General features: G+C 40.5%; 24 protein-coding genes. All 24 read left to right on the forward strand.

All coding sequences use genetic code 11. From position 1 onward, the window contains the following. Positions 1–33 precede the first annotated feature (33 nt). The 24 genes from rsmH to ACIFOD_RS09630 all read left to right on the forward strand — a co-directional run bounded on the left by rsmH (position 34) and on the right by ACIFOD_RS09630 (position 23,884). Complete coding sequence (rsmH, locus tag ACIFOD_RS09515) at positions 34–969, forward strand: 16S rRNA (cytosine(1402)-N(4))-methyltransferase RsmH (protein WP_113968309.1); 936 nt, start codon at positions 34–36, stop codon at positions 967–969. Positions 970–994: 25 nt separating this feature from the next. Then, positions 995–1,363, forward strand: a complete 369-nt coding sequence (gene ftsL / locus ACIFOD_RS09520; RefSeq protein WP_397551765.1) for a cell division protein FtsL — start codon at positions 995–997, stop codon at positions 1,361–1,363. Further along, positions 1,363–3,564 (forward strand): penicillin-binding protein, encoded by a 2,202-nt coding sequence (locus ACIFOD_RS09525; RefSeq protein ID WP_430314426.1) that lies wholly within the window; start codon positions 1,363–1,365, stop codon positions 3,562–3,564. Before ftsL ends, ACIFOD_RS09525 begins: the two co-directional genes overlap by 1 nt. 232 nt (positions 3,565–3,796) lie before the next feature. After that, a complete protein-coding gene (locus ACIFOD_RS09530; protein WP_397551763.1) occupies positions 3,797–5,713 on the forward strand; it encodes a stage V sporulation protein D in 1,917 nt (638 codons plus the stop codon). A gap of 223 nt (positions 5,714–5,936) precedes the next feature. Then, positions 5,937–7,397 carry a UDP-N-acetylmuramoyl-L-alanyl-D-glutamate--2,6-diaminopimelate ligase gene (locus ACIFOD_RS09535; RefSeq protein ID WP_430314427.1) on the forward strand — a complete coding sequence of 487 codons (1,461 nt, stop codon included), beginning with the start codon at positions 5,937–5,939 and terminating at the stop codon, positions 7,395–7,397. 2 nt (positions 7,398–7,399) lie between these two features. Continuing rightward, the gene (locus tag ACIFOD_RS09540) at positions 7,400–7,810 is read left to right on the forward strand and encodes a hypothetical protein (RefSeq protein ID WP_430314428.1); all 411 of its coding nucleotides are present in this window, start codon (positions 7,400–7,402) and stop codon (positions 7,808–7,810) included. A 2-nt stretch (positions 7,811–7,812) separates the two neighbouring features. Then, positions 7,813–8,787, forward strand: a complete 975-nt coding sequence (gene mraY / locus ACIFOD_RS09545; RefSeq protein WP_113968468.1) for a phospho-N-acetylmuramoyl-pentapeptide-transferase — start codon at positions 7,813–7,815, stop codon at positions 8,785–8,787. After that, positions 8,788–10,137, forward strand: a complete 1,350-nt coding sequence (gene murD / locus ACIFOD_RS09550; RefSeq protein ID WP_430314429.1) for a UDP-N-acetylmuramoyl-L-alanine--D-glutamate ligase — start codon at positions 8,788–8,790, stop codon at positions 10,135–10,137. It begins immediately after the preceding gene. Positions 10,138–10,250: 113 nt separating this feature from the next. Beyond that, positions 10,251–11,351, forward strand: coding sequence for a stage V sporulation protein E (spoVE, locus tag ACIFOD_RS09555; RefSeq protein ID WP_430314430.1), 1,101 nt, complete (start codon positions 10,251–10,253; stop codon positions 11,349–11,351). Positions 11,352–12,021: 670 nt separating this feature from the next. After that, positions 12,022–12,807 carry a cell division protein FtsQ/DivIB gene (locus tag ACIFOD_RS09560; RefSeq protein WP_430314431.1) on the forward strand — a complete coding sequence of 262 codons (786 nt, stop codon included), beginning with the start codon at positions 12,022–12,024 and terminating at the stop codon, positions 12,805–12,807. After that, positions 12,782–13,492 carry a DUF881 domain-containing protein gene (locus ACIFOD_RS09565; RefSeq protein WP_430314432.1) on the forward strand — a complete coding sequence of 237 codons (711 nt, stop codon included), beginning with the start codon at positions 12,782–12,784 and terminating at the stop codon, positions 13,490–13,492. Before ACIFOD_RS09560 ends, ACIFOD_RS09565 begins: the two co-directional genes overlap by 26 nt. 72 nt (positions 13,493–13,564) lie before the next feature. Continuing rightward, a complete protein-coding gene (locus ACIFOD_RS09570) occupies positions 13,565–14,278 on the forward strand; it encodes a DUF881 domain-containing protein (RefSeq protein WP_430314433.1) in 714 nt (237 codons plus the stop codon). Positions 14,279–14,293: 15 nt separating this feature from the next. Then, a complete protein-coding gene (locus ACIFOD_RS09575; protein WP_113968298.1) occupies positions 14,294–14,656 on the forward strand; it encodes a small basic family protein in 363 nt (120 codons plus the stop codon). A 115-nt stretch (positions 14,657–14,771) separates the two neighbouring features. Continuing rightward, entirely contained in the window at positions 14,772–16,070 is a 1,299-nt protein-coding gene (gene ftsA, locus ACIFOD_RS09580) for a cell division protein FtsA (RefSeq protein ID WP_430314434.1), read from the forward strand. Positions 16,071–16,111: 41 nt separating this feature from the next. Then, positions 16,112–17,278, forward strand: a complete 1,167-nt coding sequence (ftsZ, locus tag ACIFOD_RS09585; RefSeq protein WP_113968296.1) for a cell division protein FtsZ — start codon at positions 16,112–16,114, stop codon at positions 17,276–17,278. A gap of 303 nt (positions 17,279–17,581) precedes the next feature. Beyond that, positions 17,582–18,508: a sigma-E processing peptidase SpoIIGA gene (spoIIGA, locus tag ACIFOD_RS09590; protein ID WP_430314435.1), complete on the forward strand. Its 927-nt coding sequence runs from the start codon at positions 17,582–17,584 to the stop codon at positions 18,506–18,508. A gap of 53 nt (positions 18,509–18,561) precedes the next feature. Continuing rightward, positions 18,562–19,281, forward strand: coding sequence for an RNA polymerase sporulation sigma factor SigE (sigE, locus tag ACIFOD_RS09595; protein ID WP_113968294.1), 720 nt, complete (start codon positions 18,562–18,564; stop codon positions 19,279–19,281). Positions 19,282–19,482: 201 nt separating this feature from the next. Then, a complete protein-coding gene (gene sigG / locus ACIFOD_RS09600) occupies positions 19,483–20,259 on the forward strand; it encodes an RNA polymerase sporulation sigma factor SigG (RefSeq protein ID WP_113968293.1) in 777 nt (258 codons plus the stop codon). 189 nt (positions 20,260–20,448) lie between these two features. Further along, the gene (locus ACIFOD_RS09605) at positions 20,449–20,736 is read left to right on the forward strand and encodes a YlmC/YmxH family sporulation protein (RefSeq protein WP_148968672.1); all 288 of its coding nucleotides are present in this window, start codon (positions 20,449–20,451) and stop codon (positions 20,734–20,736) included. A gap of 50 nt (positions 20,737–20,786) precedes the next feature. Next, positions 20,787–21,623 (forward strand): peptidoglycan editing factor PgeF, encoded by an 837-nt coding sequence (pgeF, locus tag ACIFOD_RS09610; protein WP_430314436.1) that lies wholly within the window; start codon positions 20,787–20,789, stop codon positions 21,621–21,623. Continuing rightward, the gene (locus tag ACIFOD_RS09615) at positions 21,610–22,284 is read left to right on the forward strand and encodes a YggS family pyridoxal phosphate-dependent enzyme (RefSeq protein WP_430314437.1); all 675 of its coding nucleotides are present in this window, start codon (positions 21,610–21,612) and stop codon (positions 22,282–22,284) included. Before pgeF ends, ACIFOD_RS09615 begins: the two co-directional genes overlap by 14 nt. Positions 22,285–22,300: 16 nt before the next feature. Next, positions 22,301–22,744 (forward strand): cell division protein SepF, encoded by a 444-nt coding sequence (locus ACIFOD_RS09620; protein ID WP_113968289.1) that lies wholly within the window; start codon positions 22,301–22,303, stop codon positions 22,742–22,744. Between the two features lie 8 nt (positions 22,745–22,752). Next, complete coding sequence (locus ACIFOD_RS09625; RefSeq protein WP_324748034.1) at positions 22,753–23,016, forward strand: YggT family protein; 264 nt, start codon at positions 22,753–22,755, stop codon at positions 23,014–23,016. A gap of 97 nt (positions 23,017–23,113) precedes the next feature. Next, positions 23,114–23,884, forward strand: coding sequence for an RNA-binding protein (locus tag ACIFOD_RS09630; protein WP_430314438.1), 771 nt, complete (start codon positions 23,114–23,116; stop codon positions 23,882–23,884). The last annotated feature ends 66 nt before the right edge of the window (positions 23,885–23,950 follow it).

Consider the following 23,950-nt stretch of genomic DNA (forward strand, 5'->3'; position numbering starts at 1 on the left):
CACAAAACGTTCGATTGGAAAGGTGAAGTCAACATGTTTAAACATACAACTGTATTATTAAAAGAAACGGTGGATGGTCTGGATATTAAAGAAGATGGAGTCTATGTAGATTGTACTCTGGGTGGAGCAGGGCATAGCGAGTACCTCGTGAGCCAGTTATCACCGGAGGGGCATCTGTATTGCTTCGATCAGGATGAAACAGCCATCAACCACGCAAAAGAAAAGCTTTCATCCTATCAGGATAGAGTTACATTCGTTCAATCAAATTTCCGGAATCTGAAGGAAGAACTTGAACAACTTGGAGTACATAGTGTGGACGGGATTTTATACGACCTGGGTGTGTCATCGCCTCAACTGGATACTCCGGAAAGAGGGTTCAGTTATCACCATGATGCTCCTCTCGATATGAGAATGGACTTGCAAGGTGACGTAACGGCTTACGATGTGGTTAATCATTGGTCGTTTGAAGATTTGGTTCGTATTTTTTACCGATATGGAGAAGAAAAGTTCTCTAAGCAAATTGCGAGAAAAATTGAAGCGGCACGTGATAAAAAGGCGATTGAAACAACGAGTGAACTAGTCGATCTCATTAAGGATGGCATTCCGGCCCCTGCAAGACGAAAAGGCGGTCATCCTGCTAAGAGAGTCTTTCAAGCCATACGAATTGCCGTCAATGATGAACTGGGAGCCTTTGAAGACTCACTTGAACAAGCGATAGAGCTTCTCCATAAGGGAGGAAGAGTGAGCGTGATTACATTCCATTCCCTCGAAGATCGCATTTGTAAGACGATGTTCAAGGAGAAGGCATCAGGACCTGACCTGCCTCCGGGATTACCGATTATTCCCGAGGGTTATGAAGCAGAACTGAAGCTTGTAACGAGAAAACCGATCCTGCCTAGTGATGACGAATTAGAAGAAAATAATCGCGCTAGGTCAGCTAAATTAAGAATCGCAGAAAAAAATATATAAATAGAAGGAAACAGGAGGGAGAATTTTGAGTAACTTAGCCAGAAAGTACGAGCAGCAAAAAGTTGAGAAAACCAATCAATCCGTTCAAGCCAATCCTAAGCGCCTTAGTGAAGAGAGAAGATCCGTCATCACACCGGGGGAAAAGATCCTTGTAGCCATTTTCGCAGCGGTATTTTGCTTCTTAGCCGTTCAGATTGTGACAACACAAGCTGCCATCTATGATGTGAATAAAGATGTTCAGCACGTTGAATCAACCATTGAAAAGCAGGAAAAGGCGAATAATGACCTTAAGCTTCAAGTAAGTGAGCTTAGTACGTATGAGCGTATTCTTGAAAAAGCGAAAGAGCTTGGACTTAATTTGAAAGAAAAGAACGTTAAGGTTGTTGAACAGTAATGAAAAAAAGACCAAGTATGAACATAGGGGCAGCCATCCTTTTCGGGATTTTCGGCTTGCTCTTTTTTGTATTAATGGTTCGCTTTGTCACGATTCAGGTCACAGGGGAAGCTGAAGGTAAAGTCCTGGCATCACAAGCGGCAAAAAAATATATAAAAAGTCATATTTTAGAAGCTCACAGGGGAACGATTTTTGACGGGAAAGGTGAAGTCATCGCCGAGGATACTTCTTCCTATACGCTCGTAGCCATTTTAGATCCCAGCATCACGAGTGATCCGAAAAAACCTAAGCATGTAACAGATCCCCGGAAGACAGCAAAAGAGCTGGCACCATACCTTGATATGGAGGAGAGCAAAATATATGACCGCCTTAATCAAGAAGGACCATATCAGGTGGAATTTGGTTCTGCAGGCAGAGATCTATCTCATCAAATGATGCTCGAGATTAAAGAAGAAAACATACCTGGGATCACATTCAGGAAAGAAGCAAAGCGTTTTTATCCTAATGGCTCATTCGCACCTCATCTTATAGGTTTTGCACAAAAATCCACTGCGGATAATGGTGATTCCAAAACAGAAGGGAAAATGGGTGTGGAAGCAAGTTTTGATGATGTGTTAAGTGGCAAGGACGGTTCGGTGGAATATAAGAGTGATGTTTGGGGATATTTATTGCCAAATGCAGATGAGCATGTAACATCACCACAAGATGGAAATGATATTTACCTTACAATCGACAAGAAAGTTCAAACATTCTTAGAAGAAGCCATGAATGAAGTGCAAAAGAAATATAAACCAAAGAAAATGTTTGCGATCGTATCAGATCCAAAAACAGGAAAGATATTAGCGATGTCACAAAGACCTACCTTCCACCCTGATACGAGAGAAGGTTTACTTGACAATTGGACAAACTTCATTGTGGAGGAAACGATTGAGCCTGGTTCGACCATGAAAGCTTTTTCATTGGCTGCGGCTGTAAATGAAGGGAAATTTAACCCGAATGAAGCCTATGAATCTGGTAAATATTATGTTGATAATGTTCCTAATCCTATCAGAGACCATAATGGTGGAGAAGGCTGGGGAACGATTTCTTATTTAGAAGGGGTTCAAAGATCTTCTAATGTGGCATTTGCGAATTTATTGGACAAAATAGGTTTTAAAAAGTTCGAAGGGTATTTAAATAGTTTTGGGTTTGGTGAACCAACAGGTGTGGGATTACCACATGAAGCTTCTGGATCAATCCTTTATCATTACCCAATTGAAAAATACACCACGATTTTTGGGCAAGGTACAACCGTCACCCCGCTTCAAATGATTCAAGCGGAGTCTGCAATTGCGAATGACGGAAAAATGATGCAGCCCTATGTTATCTCAAAGATTGTAGATCCAAATACTAAGAAAGTGGTTGAAGAAACAAAACCAAAAGTTGCTGGAAATCCAATTACGAAAGAGTCGGCTGAAAAAGTACGGGAATACCTAGAAACAACTGTAACTTCTGAGGAAGGCACAGGGACCCGTTTTGCTATCGAAGGCTATCGCGTTGCAGGTAAATCAGGCACAGCGCAAATCCCTGATCCTGAAACAGGAAGGTATATGTACGGGAAAGAAAAGTATCTATTTTCCTTCATGGGCATGGCACCGGCCGATGACCCTCAGTTAATCGTCTATGTGGGTATTCAACAACCCGAATTAGAACCGACTGAAATCGGTTCGGATCCTGTAGCAGCTGTTTTCAATCCTGTCATGCAGAATAGCTTGAAATACTTAAATATTAAACCTCAGGAAAAAGTGAGTTTGAAAAAACAGTCTCTTCCTGATACAAAAGAAATGAGTGTGGAAGAAGCTAAAAAAGAGCTGGAAAAAGCAGGGGCTTCACCAGTTGTTGTTGGAAATGGATCGAGTGTTATCAAGCAGCTACCCCAAGCTGGCAATACGATTCTGCAAGGGGAAAGAGTCGTAATCAAAACCGATGGAGACACCACGATTCCGGATATGAAGGGATGGTCTGTAAGGGATGTCTTTAAAGTGGCAAATCTTGCAGGTCTGAAAATCAATATGGTTGGAAACGGCTATGCTGTCAGTCAAAATATTCAACCGGGGGTTCCTGTGGAAAAAGAAGAGCCTCTAGTGGTTAATTTTAGTACTCCGGAAGAACAAGTACAGCAAGATGAAGATGAGAATACGGAAGAACCACCGCTGAACTAAATAAATAGGGCTGACTTTTGTATGTGACTCACTCGAGAGCACCTGGATCGATTTCTTTTGAACCGATTTAGGTATGAGTGCCATTCACATCGAAGTCGCCCTTTTCTTATGGGAACAATCGATAAAATAGATGTGAATGATTACACCTCCCTCATCCTTTCATGGATTTCAAACATACCCAAATAAGTCCAAGCATATAATGGAACGAGCCATAGAAGGGGAGGTTCCATTAGTGAAAAGAGTATCCAATGTAACTGTAAGGAAAAGGTTAGCGGTAGCGCTTGTAGTAGGAGTCCTGATTTTCTCCATTATTGATATAAGGCTGGGGTATGTTCAGTTTTTTAAAGGGGACTGGCTTACAAGTTTAGCAAAAGACTCATGGAGTCGAAATATCCCATTTCAACCGGAGAGAGGGAAAATAGTAGACCGTAATGGGGTAGAACTAGCTGGAAACCAAAGTGCCCCGACGATATTTGTCGTTCCGAGACAAATCACAGATCCTCAGGGAACAGCGGATAAACTGGCAGCTGTTCTTAATATTTCAGTAGAATCTGCATATAAATATGTTACACAGAGAGACAGTATGGTGTTGATTAAAGAAGCGAGAAAGATCTCATATGAAAAAGCAAAAGAGGTCAGGGACCTAAATTTAAAAGGGGTTTACTTAGGCGAAGACTCTAAACGCTATTATCCATACGGCAGTTATTTATCCCATGTGCTTGGCTTCGCGGGAATTGATAATCAAGGGCTGATGGGACTTGAATTGTCATATGATGAGGAGCTTAGTGGAGATAAAGGGTATGTTAAATTTTTCTCCGACGCAAAAGGAAAACGAATGCCTGATATGGCAGATGACTTTGAAAAACCGGAAAATGGCCTGGATTTAAAGCTTACGATTGATACGAAAGTCCAAACCATCGTGGAGCGTGAATTGGATATTGCTCAAGCGACTTACAACCCCGATGGAATTATCGCCATTGCTATGAACCCCAAAAATGGCGAGATATTGGCGATGTCAAGCAGGCCGACTTTTGACCCGGCGAATTTCCGGAATGTACCCCAGGAAATCTATAACCGGAATTTACCGATTTGGAGCACCTACGAACCTGGTTCAACGTTTAAGATCATTACTCTCGCTGCAGCGCTGGAGGAAAATAAGGTGGATCTTTATAAAGAAAAGTTCCATGATCCCGGTCATGTTGAAGTTTCGGGATCCACCCTTCATTGTTGGAAGCGCGGAGGACATGGAACCCAAACATTTTTGGAAGTGGTCCAAAATTCATGTAACCCGGGATTTGTCGAGTTAGGTGAGAGATTAGGGAAAGAAAAACTATTCAGCTATATTCATGATTTCGGTTTTGGACAAAAGACCGGCATTGACCTTCAAGGAGAGGGGAAGGGGATTCTCTTTAATCTTGATCGAGTCGGTCCTGTAGAACAGGCTACGACCGCCTTCGGTCAGGGGGTTGCCGTCACGCCGATTCAACAGGTAGCGGCTGTATCAGCAGCCGTCAATGGAGGAATCCTGTATCAACCGTATATCGCTAAGGAGTTGATTGACCCTTCAACTGGAGAAGTGGTGATGAGAAAGACCCCTCAAATGAAGAAGAGGGTCATCTCGGAAGAAACATCAAAACAGATTCGTGAAGCATTGGAAAGTGTTGTAGCGAAAGGGAGCGGTAAGAAAGCTTTTGTAGATGGTTATCGGGTAGGCGGGAAAACGGGAACCGCTCAAAAAGCAAAGGATGGTAAATACTTAGAAAACAATCACATCGTTTCCTTTATGGGAATAGCGCCTGCGGATGACCCTGAAATTGTCGTGTACGTGGCTGTCGATAACCCGAAAGGCACCATTCAATTCGGTGGAGTCGTAGCAGCACCTATTGGAGGCAGTATCATAGGCGATAGTTTAGAAGCAATGGGAGTACCAAAACGTAAAGGTCAAATTGAGAAAGAGATGACGTGGACCGATATTCCATTAATTGAAACCCCTGACTTAGTAGGATTAACGAAAAAAGAGTTACAGCAGCAGCTAGTGAATCTTAATCTGGATGTAAGTGGAAGTGGAGATAAAGTGGTCAGTCAATCTCCTGATCCGGGAGTGAAGATCAAGCAAGGCTCAAAAGTGAGGGTGTATCTTTCGGAATGATTTAAGGGAAGAAAGTCAACATGATGGTGTATTTGTGATATACTTTTTATTTATGCCGGGGGCTTTATATCCGTAAGGGGGAGCCCCGTTTTTCTTTAATTAGTGTGGCAGAGTGCCATTTTTTCATAATCATAACGAACTAAGTTAAAAGGTTTATAGCTTTCATACGCATTTTTTTGTAAAATATAAAAAGGTTGCTTTCTACCTGTGAGGAGTTGAAAAGATGAGATTGCACACTTTGCTGGAAGTACTGCCGTTTTTCTCAGTAGAGGGTGAAGGGAATCCAGCTATTTCAAACATCGCTAACCACCATAAGAAAGTGAAAAATGGCGATCTATTTATCTGTATTAACGGATTAGAGGTTGATAGCCATTCACTCGCCCCACTGGCAGAGAAGAACGGTGCAGCTGCGATTCTCGCTGAGAGGAGCATAGAAGCAAACGTGCCGGTTATTATCGTACCGGATACGAAGAAAGCAATGGCCATTCTAGCCGACTACTTTTATAAGCAGCCCTCCCACCAGCTTTTGTTGGTAGGGGTGACAGGCACAAATGGGAAAACCACGACCACCCATTTGATTGACCAGGTGCTTACACACTGTGGGATGAGGACCGGTTTAATCGGTACAATGCACATAAAAGTGGGGGATGAGTTACAAGTAAGTCATAATACGACTCCTGACAGCTTAACGCTCCAACAAACGTTTAAACAGTTTTGTGATAAAGGGGTACGAAGTGCTATCATGGAAGTCTCTTCACATGCGTTAGATCAGGGACGGGTTCACGGCTGTGACTATGATATTGCCGTGTTTACAAACCTGACTCAGGATCATCTGGATTATCACAAGTCCATGGACGATTACCGAAATGCAAAAGGCTTATTGTTTTCACAATTAGGGAATACTTATTTTAAGAAATCCCCCAAATACGCCATCATTAATAAAGACGATGAAGCAGCTGATTTTTTTATCAGAGCAACGGCCGCACATGTATTTACATATGGTCTGTCTCCTTCTGCTGACTTCTATGCCAGAGATATTGTCCTGAAAGCAACAAAGTCCGCTTTTACACTCGTTTCACCATTTGGAGAAAAAGAGATGGTATTAAATTTAGCGGGGCAATTTAATGTATATAACGCTTTGGCTGCGATTGCAACAGCCAGTGCAGCAGGTATACCCATCGAGGACAGCGTAAGAAGCCTGGAGAGAGCACATGGAATCAGGGGCCGGTTTGAAACGATCTCTGAAGGCCAGCCTTTCTCGGTTATCGTTGATTACGCACACACTCCTGATGGTTTGAAAAATGTATTAGAAACCATACAATCGATTACCAAGGGAAAGGTTATTGTGGTGGTCGGGTGTGGAGGAGACCGTGATAAGATTAAGCGGCCTATAATGGCAGAGATTGCCTGTGAATACGGGGACTTTGCTATCTTCACCTCTGATAACCCAAGAACGGAGGATCCTGAAAGTATACTCGGGGATATGGAATCTGGAGTGGTCGGCAAACAGTATCAATTAATAGTCGATCGGAAAGAAGCAATTAAAGAGGCTTTAAGTCTTGCAAAAGTTGACGATATTGTCCTGATCGCCGGGAAAGGTCATGAAACCTATCAAATTATAGGAAACAACGTATACGATTTCGATGACCGCGAAGTGGCCAGACAAATCATAAAGGGGATGTAAGCATGCTCTTTTATGATGATGTAAAGAAATTATTTCCTGAAACATCAGGAATACATCTACCAGGCTTTACGTTTCTAGTAGTTTCAAATTCAACTAGTATGGGAATGGAGAAGGGACTATATGTCCCTTTTGGTGATGAAATAAACCTTTTCGAAAGTATTGATTTAGGAGCGATTGCTTCACTTTGGCCGAAGAATAAAGAAGTACCTTCATTTGTTCCGAACCACTTTCCATTATTTATGGTTGAAGATGTTTATAAAGCTTACATTGACTTACTAGAGGATTACACACAAAATTACAATCAAGAAAAGTGGGAAATTATGACGAAGTTTATTTTTAACAGCGAACCTGAACGAAACCAAGTAACAGACGTATCATCGAGCGAATCCGGTAACGGAAAGGGAGGGGAATAATGATGATGGAACAAGTGATCTTTTTTACAATCATTATGGCATTTCTTGTAACAGTATTGCTTGCCCCCGTTTTCATCCCTTTCCTGAGAAGATTGAAGTTTGGGCAGAGTATCCGTGATGAAGGCCCTCAGTCTCACCAGAAAAAGACAGGCACACCTACAATGGGTGGAATTGTGTTCCTGGTCTCCATCGTGATTACTACATTTGTAATGACTGGTAAATATTCAGAGCCTGGTCCTGAAACCTATTTAATGATTCTTGTGACGGTCGGTTTTGGGCTATTAGGCTTCCTTGATGACTTTATTAAAGTGGTAATGAAGAGGAACTTAGGACTCACATCCAAGCAAAAGCTTTTAGGTCAGATTGTCATCTCTGTCATTTTTTATCTAATCTTTAAGCAAAATGACTTTCCGACTACAGTTTCGATTCCGTTAACGGATTTTTCATTTGAATTAGGTTGGTTTTATTGTTTATTCATTATCTTTTGGCTTGTAGGATTTTCAAATGCTGTCAATTTAACGGACGGTTTAGATGGATTAGTATCAGGAACGAGCGCCATTGCTTTTGGTGCACTAGCCGTATTAGCCTGGAATCAATCCCAGTATGATGTTGCAATTTTCGGAGTGGCAGTAGTCGGGGCGGTACTCGGATTCTTAGTATTCAATGCCCATCCTGCGAAAGTATTTATGGGAGATACAGGATCTTTAGCATTAGGTGGAGCGATCGCGACGATTGCCATTTTAACCAAATTGGAAATCATCTTAATTCTTATTGGTGGAGTATTTGTCATCGAGACACTATCCGTCATCTTACAGGTCGCATCATTTAAGACAACTGGAAAGCGAATATTCAAAATGAGCCCGTTGCACCACCATTATGAGTTAGTCGGTTGGTCTGAATGGCGGGTCGTTGTAACGTTTTGGACCGTCGGTTTGCTATTTGCCGTTTTAGGAATCTATATTGAGGTGTGGTTATAATTGAAGAAGATAACGAAGTTCAAACATAAAAAAGTTCTTGTATTAGGTTTAGCAAAAAGTGGGGTAAGTGCTGCCTCTCTTCTACATAAGTTAGAAGCATTTGTAACGGTGAACGATCAAAAGCCCTTAGCTGAAAACCCGGAAGCTCAAGGGCTTCTTCAGGAAGGTATTAAAGTGATTTGCGGAAGTCATCCCATCGAACTTCTTGATGAAGGTTTTCAGTATGTGATTAAGAATCCTGGAATACCTTATAACAACCCATTAATTAAGAAAGCAATCGAAAAGAACATACCCGTCCTGACAGAAGTTGAGCTTGCCTATTTAATTTCTGAGGCAGAATTGATCGGGATAACAGGAACAAATGGAAAAACCACGACGACGACACTTCTGTTTGAAATGCTTAAAGAGGCCGATCAAAAGCCTCTTATTGCAGGAAATATCGGAACGGTCGCTTCTGAAGTAGCCCAGGAAGCGAAAGAAAATGAAAAAATGGTAGTTGAGCTTTCATCTTTCCAACTGATGGGGATCGAAGAATTCGCTCCTCATATTGCCATTATAACGAATTTATATGATGCACATCTGGATTACCATGGAAACCTGAATGAATATTGGAAAGCGAAATCCAATATAACGAAAAATCAAACACAACATGATTATCTCATCTTTAACGCCGATCAAGAGCATGTGAAAGATTCAGTTGCCTTTACAAAGGCGCAATTGATTCCATTTTCTATGAAGAAAGAAGTAGCGGAAGGGGCCTATATTAAAAACGGGGCAGTCTATTTCAAAGGTGAGTTGGTTGTCGAAGTTGATTCAATTGTATTACCGGGTGCACATAACCTGGAGAATATCCTTTGTGCGGTTGCGGCGTGTAAAATCTATGGAGTGCCAAATGAAAGTATTAAGAAGGTCCTTGGCACCTTTACGGGGGTGAAGCATCGAACGCAATTTGTCCGGGAAGTGAAGGGTGTAAAGTTTTATAATGATTCCAAAGCAACGAATAGCCTGGCAACGAAAAGTGCTCTTCATGCGTTTGAGGGTCCTACGATCCTGCTTGCTGGAGGCTTGGACCGTGGAAATGATTTTGATGACCTGATTCCCTATTTGAAGAATGTAAAAACGTTGATCACCTTCGGGGAAACGTCTGAGAAGTTCGTGAAAACAGGAGAAAAGGCAGGGATACAATCTATTATTCCTGTCGATAATGTTGAAAAGGCAGTTCCTGTTGCTTTTGGACATGCCGAAGAGGGAGATGTTGTTTTACTATCCCCAGCATGTGCAAGTTGGGATCAATATCGAACTTTTGAAGAACGTGGTGACATTTTTATTGAAGCGGTGCATAAGCTTTAATAAGGGCTTGTCCATAAAGAGCATCCATACTTTAACAACCAGTATACCAATCCAAGATAAGTAGTTTTCCTTGCTCGAACGGCTCAAAATTTGTCTATTCGAGGTGTTTAAGATTGCCTTTAAAAAAATCGACTCCCGATTTTATCCTCATTATGGTTACACTCACTTTACTTGCGATTGGACTGATTATGGTATACAGCGCAAGCGCTATATGGGCTGACTACAAATTTGATGACTCCTTTTTCTTTGCCAAAAGGCAAGTGCTCTTTGCGGGCGTAGGGTTATTCGCTATGTTTTTCATCATGAATGTAGAGTATTGGACTTGGAAAAATTGGGCGAAAATCATCATCATCATTTGCTTTGTCCTTCTTGTACTGGTGTTAATCCCGGGTATCGGGGTTCTAAGGAATGGTTCCAGGAGCTGGATAGGAGTAGGGGCGTTTTCCATTCAGCCTTCAGAATTTATGAAACTTGCCATGATTGCGTTTCTCTCAAAGTATTTATCGGAAAACCAGAAGTATATTACTTCTTTTAGAAAAGGAGTCCTGCCTGCGCTTCTCTTGGTATTCGCAGCTTTTGGAATGATTATGCTGCAGCCGGATCTGGGTACGGGTACTGTCATGGTTGGTACTTCAGTAGTGATGATCTTTATTGCAGGAGCGAGGGTCATGCATTTTGTCGGTCTCGGGATGATTGGATTAGCAGGCTTTATTGGACTTGTTATATCTGCACCTTATCGCATTGCACGAATAACATCCTTTTTAGACCCATGGCAGGATCCATTGAATAGCGGCTTCCAGATCATTCAGTCACTATATGCAATCGGCCCGGGAGGTTTGTTCGGATTGGGACTGGGACAAAGCAGGCAGAAGTTCTTCTATTTGCCTGAACCTCAAAACGATTTTATTTTTGCCATTTTAGCAGAAGAGCTCGGTTTTATCGGGGGAACACTGGTCCTGCTTCTGTTTTCTTTGATTTTATGGAGAGGGATCAGAATTGCTTTAGGGGCTCCTGACTTATTCGGAAGCTTTCTGGCGTTAGGGATCGTTTCAATGATTGCGATCCAAGTGATGATCAATGTTGGGGTCGTAACCGGCCTCATGCCGGTCACGGGCATCACACTCCCCTTTCTCAGCTATGGGGGCTCCTCATTGACCCTCATGCTAATGGCTGTCGGAGTGCTCCTGAATATTAGCCGCTATACGAGACGGTAATGACTTAACAAAGAGATTGACTGTGAAAAACAGCTCGGAAGAAGTGAATGGCAAAATCCTGATAGTCAGGAACCCATCATTCACATCCTCCCCTGTTATTCATGGTCGGTCTCTTTTTTGAATGAAAGAAAAAAACGCTGAAATTCCTTGTTTTTATTGAAATAACGATAGGATATTCATTGGGGAGATGTTACAATTAATTACATATACGTAATGCATTATGATCAGACCTTTTCAAAATAAAGGAGAGTTTATTACTTTTGTTAGCCAAATCTTTTACAATTCAATGACATACCTTCTTTATGTAGAAAATGGTGTTTAAAATAGAGTACAAGAGTGTATTAAATAGGATGGCTTCTTTCTGAAAAGGAAGGGACGTACATATACGAAAAGGTGTATGGACAATGTAGCTTAGAAAATGCTGGATTACCTTGATCCGTGCCCTGAGAACAAACACCGGTATATCCATCCTTCAACTCTACCATAATGGTTTCTTGTTCAAACATTATGTCATATGGCAGAAAATAACGTTCTGTTCCTCTTTTAACATTTGCTGCCTTCATATAGAATGTAAGGTATCCCAATGTAAAGAGTACTTTCATTATAAGACGTGGTGAGAATTATCTTATTCATGACTTAATGAATACAAAGTGAAATTGAGGAGAACGAAATGAAAAAAGAAAATGTTGTTTCCCTTGAAGATCGTATTCCTAAATTAAAACAACACCGAAAAAAGAAAGCGAATCGCAGACTGCTGTTTTTACTTTCTTTGTTCTTGCTCATGATTCTATCGGTTGTTTACTTTCAATCACCTTTAAGTCATGTAAAAGAAGTGGTGGTGCACGGGAATGAACTTGTTTCAAATGAGGCGGTTCTTCAGAATAGTGGAATTGACAGCGGCATGAATTTATGGAGTGTAAACAAAGATAAAACCGTGAAAAAACTAAAGAAACTTCCTGAAGTGAAAAATGCGACGGTAAAAATGTCCTTTCCGAATTCCTATGAAATACACATCCAAGAATATGATAAAAAGGCATATCTATCGAAAGATAATAAATTCTTTGTCATATTAGAGAATGGGAACGTTCTGAATAAAGGTACTGAATCAATACCCGTTGATGCTCCTTTACTCAGAGGTTTCGAGGAAGATAAGGTTTTAGTGAAAATGGTAGAAGAATTAGGGGAGCTTCCGAAAGAAGTTCAGCACCTCATATCTGAGATTAACCTGGTTCCAAAGAAAACAGATCAATATCACTTGACCCTATTCATGAATGATGGATTTGAAGTCAGTGCTACCATCCGGACCTTTTCAGAGAAAATGGTGCATTATCCCTCTATTGTCAGTCAATTGGACCCTTCAGTGAAAGGTGTCATCGATTTAGAGGTAGGTTCTTATTTCAGGGCATATGAAACGGAAGGTGAACAAAGCGATGAAGAGGATGAGGGTGAGAGGTAAGCACGTAATCCTCTCTCTTGTTTGTCTAGTGTTAGGTTTCATCCTTGCTTTTTCATTTAGTCTGGCTAACACAGAGCAAGCGGAACTTGGGAATCGAACGAATGGTCAGTGGAAACAGGAAGAAGCATTGAGGGATCAAATCCTTGAGTATCAGCAGAAAAATAATAATCTGCAAGAAGAACTCTATGAAAAACAGGAAAAGGTCGTCAACATGGAGAAGGAATTCTCTAAAGAGAAACAAATATATTTTAACCTGGCAGAAGATGCGGAGAAATATCGTATGTACCTGGGCAAAACGAAAGTGAAAGGCCCTGGGATAAATGTGACGTTATCGGACGCTGACTACGATTCCAATGAAGAAAACGCCAATAATTATATTGTTCATGAACACCATGTCTTTAAGGTGATCAATGAATTATACATTGCGGGAGCTTCTGTCGTAGCGATAAATGGACAAAGGCTAAAGCATGATTCATACATACTGTGTAACGGTCCCGTTATTCAAATTGATGAAATCGAATATCCCGCTCCGTTTGAAATTACAGCTATTGGAGATCCCGAAGTACTATCATCAGCCATGAATATCACAGGCGGCGTTAAAGACCAGCTTGTAAATGATAATATCATTTTTAAACTGGAAAAAAAGAATGCGGTAATTTTAGAACCTAGCATTAGTGAATCATAAGCAGTGAATGGTCCCAAGGAATATTCGGACTGTTCCCAAGAAAGGGTTAGCTGTGAAAGTAAGGTGCAATGAATGGACAACAAATTAAAAATAAGTTTTACCATTATTACGATTATTATTGGGTTTATGATTGCTATACAGTTCCAAACAGTCAAAGAACCTGTTGTCCGGGATACACGAGATATATGGGAACTACGAAATGCATTATTAAAAGAAAAAGAAGTCAATTCCAATCTCTATGCAGAAATGCGTGCAGTTGAAGCAAAGTTGGAACAATATAAAACAGAGCAACAGTCGAGTCCAGAACGTGCGTTAAAACAAACGTTAGAGGAATTGAAAACAGAAGCAGGTTTGACTGAGAAAACAGGACCTGGTGTCATATTAACGATTGAACCTGCCATGGAAGAAATCCTTCTTGGCGAAAAAGTTCAGAATATATCGCCGGAACTGTTGGAAAGACTGGTAAATGAACTGAATCGATATGAAGCAATGGATATTTCCATTGATGGTCATCGATTAATCAATACCTCGGTCATTCGGGATATTAATGGAGAAACCAAGGTGGATGGATTTTCAATAAAGAAAATACCATTTGAAGTGAGAGTATTAACCAAAGACTTAGAGTCTGCTAAAGGGTTGTATAACCGAATGCAGGTATCCCAGTCTGTTGAGGACTTCTTTATCGATAATCTTCGAGTCTCAATTTCAAAACCTTTAGAAAAAGTGGTGGTTCCACCATATGAAGATACCATCCGGGTCCGCTTAATGGAACCGGTGAAGGAATAGGAGGGAACGGGTAATATGTGGCTTCCCCTTTTAGGGTTGCTGGTAGGGGTCGTATTGGGGCTTCTTACAGATATTAGAATTCCAGATGAGTACTCGAATTATTTATCGATCGCCGTCCTGGCAGCGTTGGATACATTATTTGGCGGCATACGTGCCCACCTCCAGAATATTTATGATGATAAGGTCTTTGTTTCTGGATTCTTTTTTAATATTTTACTAGCAGCAAGTTTAGCTTTTCTAGGCGTACATCTTGGTGTAGACTTATATCTGGCGGCTGTATTTGCTTTTGGGGTAAGATTATTCCAGAACATTGCAGTGATTAGACGAATACTTATTAGCAATTGGTCAAATAATCAAGAAAAAAGAGAAAAAAATTAGAATTTTAAAAGGGAATCGTTTTTGTTACGACGAATATCATAATAAGATATACTTAGAATAGTGTTTTTCTAGGGTTGTTGTTCCAAATAAACATTCTTTAAGGAGGTGCCATAGAGTGAACAGCAATGAAATTTACGTTAGCCTAGACATCGGTACATCCACAGTAAAAGTAATCATTGGTGAAATGACAAATGATTCCTTAAACATTATCGGTGTAGGAAATGTGAACTCAGAAGGAATCAGAAAAGGTTCCATCGTAGATATAGACGAAACTGTTCATACAATTAAGAAAGCAGTTGAACAAGCGGAAAGGATGGTTGGTTTATCTATAAGCCAGGTCATCGTAGGTATTACAGGGAACCATGTGTCGCTTCAATCGTGTCATGGTGTAGTGGCAGTATCAAGTGATAATCGGGAAATCGGTGATGAAGATGTTCTAAGAGTGATGGATGCAGCCCAGGTTGTTTCTATTCCTCCAGAAAGAGAAATCATCAATGTAATCCCAAGACAATTCATTGTTGATGGATTGGATGAGATTACAGATCCCCGGGGAATGATTGGTGTTCGATTGGAAATGGAAGGCACCATCATTACGGGATCTAAGACGATTTTACATAATACTCTCCGTTGTGTAGAAAAGGCCGGCCTTGAAATTGTCGATATCGTTCTTCAACCTCTTGCAGCTGGTTCAGTTGCTTTGTCAAAGGATGAGAAGAGCCTGGGTGCTGCGTTAATCGATATTGGCGGCGGCTCTACAACGATAGCGGTTTTTGAACATGGTCACCTTAAAGCCACAACTGTACTGCCTGTAGGGGGAGAACATATTACTAAAGATTTATCGATTGGATTAAGAACCTCAACAGACGATGCAGAGAAAATCAAAACAAAATATGGACATGCTTATTATGACCATGCATCAGAAGATGAAGTGTTTAGCGTGCCAATTATTGGTAGCGATCAACACCAGCAATTTAATCAATTAGAAATTTCTGATATCATAGAAGCAAGGCTGGAAGAGATCTTAGACCTCATTAGCCATGAGCTGAAACGTATGGCAATCAGAGACCTGCCAGGTGGATATGTGTTAACTGGTGGTGTAGCAAATCTTCCAGGTGTGTTAGAATTAGCACAAATCGTTTTCCAAAATCGTGTACGGGTGGCAATTCCTGATTATATTGGAGTTAGGGAACCTCAGTATACGACTGCAGTAGGTTTGATTAAATACGCTCAAAAGAATGCTAGATTACAAGGAAGATCTGTTAGTGCAGAACCAGTGCCTGTAGAGGCTGCTGAGAAGCGTCAATCCAAACCAGCTAATAAAAAGCCAAAACCTGCGAAGGTAAAAGAAGAAGAACATGAAGATGAAAAGGCCATGTCAAAAGTGAAAAAGTTCTTTGGATACTTCTTTGAATAAATAAAGGAATCCATAGATTCGACGAGTTAGGAGGATTTGTCATGTTGGAGTTTGATACAAATTTAGATTCTTTAGCGACAATAAAAGTTATCGGTGTCGGTGGTGGAGGTAACAACGCTGTAAACCGTATGATTGAGCATGGTGTACAGGGTGTTGAATTTATCGCTGTAAATACAGATGCACAAGCTTTGAATCTATCAAAAGCTGAAATAAAAATGCAAATCGGTGGTAAATTAACCAGAGGATTAGGAGCAGGTGCCAATCCGGAAGTGGGTAAAAAAGCTGCTGAAGAAAGTAAAGAACAGATCGAAGAGGCTCTGAGAGGAGCGGATATGGTCTTCGTTACGGCTGGAATGGGTGGGGGAACCGGAACTGGTGCAGCCCCGGTAATCGCTCAAATTGCCCGAGAAATCGGAGCATTAACGGTCGGTGTTGTGACGCGACCTTTCACCTTTGAAGGCAGAAAGCGTTCAAATCAAGCAAGCGGTGGTATCGCTGCAATGAAAGAAGGAGTAGATACCCTTATCGTTATTCCAAACGATCGTCTGCTTGAGATCGTAGATAAGAGCACGCCAATGCTTGAAGCATTCCGAGAAGCAGATAACGTATTAAGACAAGGTGTTCAAGGTATTTCAGATCTAATCGCAACTCCTGGTCTTATTAACCTTGACTTTGCCGACGTAAAGACGATCATGTCTAACAAAGGTTCAGCCCTCATGGGCATCGGTGCAGCATCTGGTGAGAATCGTGCTACGGAAGCTGCAAAAAAAGCCGTTTCAAGTCCATTACTTGAGACATCCATTGATGGAGCTCAAGGTGTACTGATGAACATTACAGGCGGCACATCTTTAAGTCTATATGAAGTTCAAGAAGCTGCGGACATTGTTGCATCTGCTTCAGATCAAGAAGTAAACATGATTTTCGGTTCCGTAATTAATGAAGAATTAAAAGATGATATCGTCGTAACCGTTATTGCAACCGGGTTTAATGAAGAGGTCATTCAACCTCCAAAGCAAACTCGACCAACATTTGGTGGAATGAAACCAAATCAAAGTCCAAACCCAAGCCAATCTATCAAGCGCGAACAACCTAAACGTGAAGAGCCTCAACACCAAGAGCCGGTGAGAACCTCTTCCAATCAAAATCAGGGAGCGGAAGAAACACTGGATATCCCAACCTTCCTTCGCAACCGTAACCGCCGTAGATAATTGCTTGACCATAAGAAAAGTTATACAGCCCCGAAGGCATCGATGCCTTCGGGGCTGTTTGCTTGCATATTTATTTCCTCATATCCATCTAATCAAAATCCACTCCCAAAAGCATTTTTTATACCTCGAATCAGGAATATATTTAGTGACATATTTCGTTCTTATCTCTGAAAAGTTTTCCTCTGAAGCATACAAAAAATGACAACCTTTTAAAGGGTATGTACGATATACTTCTGATAAGTCATTCCTATCTTGAAATTTAAATAACTGTTACTGGGTGAAGTTTCAAAAGGAGGGTAGAGATTGACCTTATATCTGGATGTCATCTGGTTGTTAAATCTGTTGGTAGACTTTTTCTTATTATGGTTAACTGGAATCATCTTAAAAAGACAATATGCCCTTTGGAGAATTGGACTTGGCAGTTTGATAGGATCGATCATTATTCTTCTGGCATTTTCACCATTTGCAACTCTTATAGGAAACCCTCTTATGAAATTATTATTTTCAATTATCATGGTGTACTCAGCTTTTGGGTATAGAAGATTGCGCTATTACTTAACAAATCTTCTTATGTTCTATTTTGTTACCTTTTTTACAGGTGGGATATTAATTGGGACTCATTATTTTATAAGTTTCGACCCTGGTACAGAATCCTCCATGTGGCTTGCAAGCATCCGTGGATTTGGAGATCCGATAAGCTGGGTATTTGTTATGCTGGCCCTGCCTCTTGCCTGGTATTTTTCTAAGGGCAGAGTGGATAGCATTGAGCAAGTGAAGATTCAGTATGATCAGCTTCTGAAAGTAAGCATAAAAATTGAAGATTTTCAATGTACCGTAAACGGTCTTGTTGACAGTGGTAACCAACTTCAAGACCCCATATCCAAAAGTCCGGTCATGATACTCTCCATCGCTGAGATAGAGGGGGGAATTCCAGAAGAAGTGAGGGCACTATGCCATGATGTTGATGAAATCTTCTCTGGAGAGAAAAATATCGACACACGCTGGTCTGACCGGATGAGAATTGTCCCCGCCCAATCGGTTGGAAGAAAAAGTCAACTTCTAGCTGCTATAAAGCCTGATTCTCTCATTCTAAAGGATCATGAATCAGAGTGGGCGATCCCGAATGGACTGATTGCCTTCAGAGAGGAACCGCTTTCAGCAGATGGGAATTTTCAAGCGATCGTTCATCCGAAAATGGCTTCGCGTAAGCCGGTACTTAACGTTTCTTAAATCAATTATTACTACTATACTCACAATTTAAAGAAATAGAAGGGGGAGCAACAATGAAAAAATTCAAATTTAAATTTTTATACTATTGGTACAAACTGTTAATCAAACTTGGACTGAAGACAGATGAAATTTACTACATAGGTGGTAGTGAAGCACTTCCCCCTCCATTGACGAAAGAGGAGGAAGAAGTATTACTCAATAAATTGCCTAAAGGTGATAAAGCTGCCCGCTCTCTGTTGATTGAACGAAACTTAAGGTTAGTCGTATATATCGCCAGGAAGTTTGAAAATACAGGAATTAATATTGAAGACCTTATCAGCATCGGTACGATTGGCCTGATTAAGGCAGTAAACACTTTCAATCCAGAGAAAAAAATCAAATTAGCTACGTATGCTTCCAGGTGTATAGAAAATGAAATTCTTATGTACTTAAGAAGAAATAATAAAATCCGTTCTGAAGTTTCGTTTGATGAGCCACTCAATATTGATTGGGACGGGAATGAATTACTATTATCGGACGTACTCGGAACAGATGAAGATATTATAACAAAAGATCTTGAGGCGACTGTAGACAAAAAACTGCTCTTTAACGCTCTTCACCAGCTTTCTGATCGTGAAAAACAAATCATGGAGCTCCGGTTTGGTCTAATGGGAGAAGAAGAAAAAACCCAAAAGGATGTAGCGGATATGCTTGGAATCTCCCAGTCCTATATCTCCCGTTTAGAAAAGAGGATTATTAAGCGTCTAAAGAAGGAATTTAATAAAATGGTATAACCTGTAAAAAACTGACCTTCTCAATAGAGGAGGTCAGTTTTTTTTGTTTAAAACCATTAAAAATTTTTTTATATGAATTTATCCAGATATCTTAAGGGATTTGGAGAGTATGAACCATTGCTTGCCAGAATGAAATGCATATTTTTCCTCTTCAAGGAAATACTGAATTTTGTACAGCAGCTCCTACAAGGAGGGGAAAGAATGACACGTAATAAAGTCGAGATTTGTGGTGTAGATACTTCCAAATTACCAGTTCTCAAAAATGATGAAATGAGAGTACTATTCAAGCAAATGCAAGCGGGCGACATTACCGCAAGAGAAAAACTTGTAAATGGGAATTTGCGCCTCGTCTTAAGTGTAATTCAACGCTTTAATAACCGTGGTGAGTATGTTGATGATTTATTTCAAGTAGGGTGTATCGGATTAATGAAATCCATCGATAATTTTGATTTAGGTCAAAACGTTCGATTCTCTACATACGCGGTTCCGATGATCATCGGGGAGATCCGTCGATATTTAAGAGACAATAATCCAATAAGAGTGTCCCGATCACTACGAGATATTGCGTACAAGGCTTTACAAGTTAGAGAGAAATTAATGGGGGAAACATCCAAGGAACCGACTGCAGAAGAAATTGCCAAAGTTCTTGATGTATCCCACGAGGAAATCGTATTTGCATTGGATGCCATACAAGATCCCGTCTCTTTGTTTGAACCCATTTATAATGATGGGGGAGACCCAATATTTGTGATGGATCAACTAAGCGACGAAAAGAATCGCGATTTCCACTGGATTGAAGAAATTGCTCTTCAAGAAGGAATGAGACGATTAAATGATCGTGAAAAATTGATTATCAGCAAACGCTTCTTTCAAGGGAAAACTCAAATGGAAGTGGCTGATGAGATCGGCATCTCACAAGCACAAGTATCAAGACTGGAAAAAGCAGCAATCAAACAAATGAACAAAAATATTCAATAAGAAAAGAAAAGCGGAGGCAGCTCTATTAGCCATCGCTACATGTAAGAAAAGAAAGGCGGATCTCCTTCGGGTAGGTCTGCCTTTTTTTTTGTTGCATACACTAGTAATAACTACTTGAATTGGGTAAATGAACAGTCTTTGAATAGATAGTACACAAGGAGAAACAACAAGAAGAGAGGGTGAAATCAGATGGTGCGTATATCTGAATTTCAGGTGAAAGATGTCGTGAGTATATCCGACGGACGGAAATTAGGGAATATAGGGGATATAGAAATTAACCTGGATACTGGAAGAATCGAGGCCATTGTCATCGGAGGTGGAGGGAAGATACTGGGTTTTTTCGGAAAAGATGAAGATATTGTGATTCCTTGGAGCAGTATTGTGAAAATAGGGGAAGATGTTATTCTGGTCAGATATAAAGAAAGTCATTATATTCAAGGTCAACTGCAGGAACCGAAACAAGCCCCCGATACATGACGAATCTTCGGAGACTATGGTACACTTAATAAAAACGAAGGAGATTCAACGTGTCTAAGGAGCCTTTTAATAGAGAAACAGAATCTTATTATTCAATAAATTCATGGACGAAAGATAATCCTGGGCTAGTTGCAGGGATCACGACCAGATGGGGTGGTATCAGTACAGGACCATTTCAATCTCTAAATATGGGATTGCACGTGGGAGACGATGAATCTTCAGTGGTTCGTAATCGTCAATTACTTGCTTCCAGTTTAATGATACCTGTTGAATCGTGGGCAGCTGCTGAACAAACTCATGGAAACAACATTCATAAAGTAGGAGAAGTAGACAAGGGAAAAGGTTCAGAGCACTATCACACCAGCATTAAGGATACCGATGGTTTTATTACAGGAGATGAAAATATTCTTTTAACGATGTGCTATGCGGATTGTGTTCCCCTCTATTTCCTGGACAAAGATTCGGGTACAATCGGATTGGCACATGCCGGATGGAAAGGTACTGTTTCACAAATAGGGCCCAAAATGGTCGATGCATATATGGAGAAAGGGGCCTCCATGTCTTCCCTGGAGGTTGTGATCGGGCCATCCATATGTAAGAATTGCTATGTAGTTGATGACTACGTGATCGATAAAGTGAAAAAAACACTAGAAGATGAAAACAACTTCCCCTATAATTTAAAGGAAGAGGGACAATATTACCTCGATTTAAAGAAGCTGAATGAACAGCTTTTAGTGCAAACTGGTTTAAATGCTGAACAAATCCACACTTCTAGTTATTGTTCATCCTGTCACAATGAGTTTTTCTCCTACAGAAGAGATGGTGGGAATACAGGAAGAATCATGAGCTTCATTGGCTGGAAGGAGAAAAAAGATGAAGGTATCTGAAAAATTTAAAATCATCAGGAAAAATATTGAAAATGCATGTGAAAGCAGTGGAAGAAACCCTGAAGACGTACATGTTGTAGCGGTCACTAAATACGTTTCAATTGAGAGAGCCGAAGAAGCGGTTGAAGCCGGTCTCATACACTTAGGTGAGAACCGTGACGAAGGACTGCTATCCAAGTGGGATGTTCTACAGGACGAACCCCAGTGGCATTTTATCGGATCTCTGCAAACTAGAAAAGTAAAAAACATCATTGATAAAGTATCATACATACATTCTCTGGATCGTCTGTCGTTAGCCAAAGAAATTCATAAAAGAGCGGACAAGCCTGTGTCTTGTTTTGTTCAAGTGAACGTTTCGGGAGAAGATTCTAAACATGGGTTATCTCCTCAAGAAGTTAAAGAATTTATCGGGAGTCTAAAAGGCTTCACAAATATTAAAGTCGTAGGATTAATGACGATGGCTCCACATACGGACGATGAACCATTCTTAAGGACTTGTTTTAGACAGTTGAAAACAATCCAGGAAGAAATCACCGCATTAAACCTTCCTTACGCCCCTTGTACAGAATTATCCATGGGGATGAGCAATGATTACATGATTGCAATCGAAGAGGGAGCTACGTTTATTCGTATTGGAACTGCATTAGTTGGAAATGACTGAGAGGGGATGAATACAAATGGGTATCAAGTCAAAGTTTAAAACGTTCTTTTTGCTGGATGAAGATGAATATGATTATGAAGAAGAAAAGTTTGAAGAAGAATACGAGGAGAAAAAGCCCATGAAGTCGCAGCTTTCAAATTCGAAACAAAATGTTGTAAGTCTTCAAAGTGTTCAAAAGTCTTCCAAGATGATTCTGGTTGAGCCGAGAGTATACGCAGAAGCTCAAGAGATTGCTGATCACTTAAAGAATAGACGCTCTGTCCTGGTAAACTTACAGCGGATTCAACATGATCAAGCGAAACGCATTGTCGACTTTTTAAGTGGAACTGTGTACGCAATTGGCGGCGACATTCAGCGTGTTGGAGATAATATTTTTCTTTGTACGCCTGATAATGTGGAAGTGAGCGGGAATATCTCTGAATTCTTAAAAGAAGAAGATCTATCAGATTCGAGGTGGTAATGTAAATTATGGTGTTGCTTTATGAGATTTTATCGAACCTTATTCAAATATACTCCTGGGCACTGATCATTTATATCCTGATGTCCTGGTTTCCAAATGCAAGGGAAACGGCGATTGGTCAGTTCCTATCAAGAATATGCGAACCGTATTTAGAGCCGTTCAGACGTTTTGTTCCTTCAATTGGGATGATTGATATTTCACCAATCGTGGCATTCATTGTTTTGAACCTGGCACAATCTGGTTTATACCAATTATTTAGATGGCTGATTTAATCGGCCAGTATGCGATCAAATATCCTTTAAAGAACTGAAACCGGATTGAACAGTTTCAGTTCTTTTATTTTGGGTAAATCACATAGGAGGTGAGCATGTGTCTTCAATTTATCAACATTTCAGGCCGGATGAGAAAGAGTTTGTGGATGCTGTACTGGAGTGGAAACTGGCAGTGGAAAACCAATATGCGGCGAAACGAACGGACTTTTTGGACCCAAGGCAGCAGCATATTGTCGAGTCCGTCATTGGGAATAACGATGAAATCATCCTTTCCTTTTTTCCGGAAAATACGGAACGTAAAAGAGCTTTATTGTATCCCTCTTATTATCAACCTGAGGAAGAAGATTTTGGTATTAAGTTATTTGAAATACAGTACCCGTCCAAGTTTGTTACAATAGAGCATAGACAGGTATTAGGGACTCTCATGTCATTAGGGTTGAAACGGGAAAAATTCGGGGATATTTTATCTGAGGACGATACCATTCAACTCATGCTCGCAGATGAGATTTCTGAATACGTCCGGATGGAACTCACACAAATAGGCAAAGCGAAGATTTCCATGAGGGATATTCCAATGAAGGATGGAATCGAGAGTAAGGAAGAATGGATGGAAAAAGTGACTACTGTAAGCTCCCTGCGGTTAGATGTCGTTCTCGCAGCAATCTATAATGATTCCCGCCAAAAAGCTCAAACATTGATCAAAAGCAATCATGTAAAAGTCAATTGGAAGACGGTAGAAAATGCCTCGTTTGAAGTAGAAGCCGGGGATGTAATTTCAGCAAGAGGGTATGGAAGAAGTAAGTTAATGTCCATTGAAGGAAGAACGAAACGGGATAAATGGCGAATTTCTGTTGGAATACTGAAATAATTTAAGAAAATTAAAGGAATTCTCCCACATACTGTCGAAATTTTAGTTATAATAAATATGTAATTC

Origin of the sequence: Rossellomorea sp. NRS-1567 (genome assembly GCF_050467885.1) — a bacterium.
Lineage (GTDB): Bacteria > Bacillota > Bacilli > Bacillales > Bacillaceae_B > Rossellomorea > Rossellomorea aquimaris_C.

Coding starts and splice junctions, on each gene's coding strand:
- rsmH (WP_113968309.1), top strand. CDS start 34: ATGTTTAAACATACAACTGTATTATTAAAAGAAACGGTGGATGGTCTG.
- ACIFOD_RS09525 (WP_430314426.1), top strand. CDS start 1,363: ATGAAAAAAAGACCAAGTATGAACATAGGGGCAGCCATCCTTTTCGGG.
- ACIFOD_RS09535 (WP_430314427.1), top strand. CDS start 5,937: ATGAGATTGCACACTTTGCTGGAAGTACTGCCGTTTTTCTCAGTAGAG.
- ACIFOD_RS09540 (WP_430314428.1), top strand. CDS start 7,400: ATGCTCTTTTATGATGATGTAAAGAAATTATTTCCTGAAACATCAGGA.
- mraY (WP_113968468.1), top strand. CDS start 7,813: ATGATGGAACAAGTGATCTTTTTTACAATCATTATGGCATTTCTTGTA.
- ACIFOD_RS09560 (WP_430314431.1), top strand. CDS start 12,022: ATGAAAAAAGAAAATGTTGTTTCCCTTGAAGATCGTATTCCTAAATTA.
- ACIFOD_RS09565 (WP_430314432.1), top strand. CDS start 12,782: ATGAAGAGGATGAGGGTGAGAGGTAAGCACGTAATCCTCTCTCTTGTT.
- ACIFOD_RS09570 (WP_430314433.1), top strand. CDS start 13,565: ATGGACAACAAATTAAAAATAAGTTTTACCATTATTACGATTATTATT.
- ACIFOD_RS09575 (WP_113968298.1), top strand. CDS start 14,294: ATGTGGCTTCCCCTTTTAGGGTTGCTGGTAGGGGTCGTATTGGGGCTT.
- ftsZ (WP_113968296.1), top strand. CDS start 16,112: ATGTTGGAGTTTGATACAAATTTAGATTCTTTAGCGACAATAAAAGTT.
- sigE (WP_113968294.1), top strand. CDS start 18,562: ATGAAAAAATTCAAATTTAAATTTTTATACTATTGGTACAAACTGTTA.
- sigG (WP_113968293.1), top strand. CDS start 19,483: ATGACACGTAATAAAGTCGAGATTTGTGGTGTAGATACTTCCAAATTA.
- ACIFOD_RS09605 (WP_148968672.1), top strand. CDS start 20,449: ATGGTGCGTATATCTGAATTTCAGGTGAAAGATGTCGTGAGTATATCC.
- ACIFOD_RS09615 (WP_430314437.1), top strand. CDS start 21,610: ATGAAGGTATCTGAAAAATTTAAAATCATCAGGAAAAATATTGAAAAT.
- ACIFOD_RS09620 (WP_113968289.1), top strand. CDS start 22,301: ATGGGTATCAAGTCAAAGTTTAAAACGTTCTTTTTGCTGGATGAAGAT.
- ACIFOD_RS09625 (WP_324748034.1), top strand. CDS start 22,753: ATGGTGTTGCTTTATGAGATTTTATCGAACCTTATTCAAATATACTCC.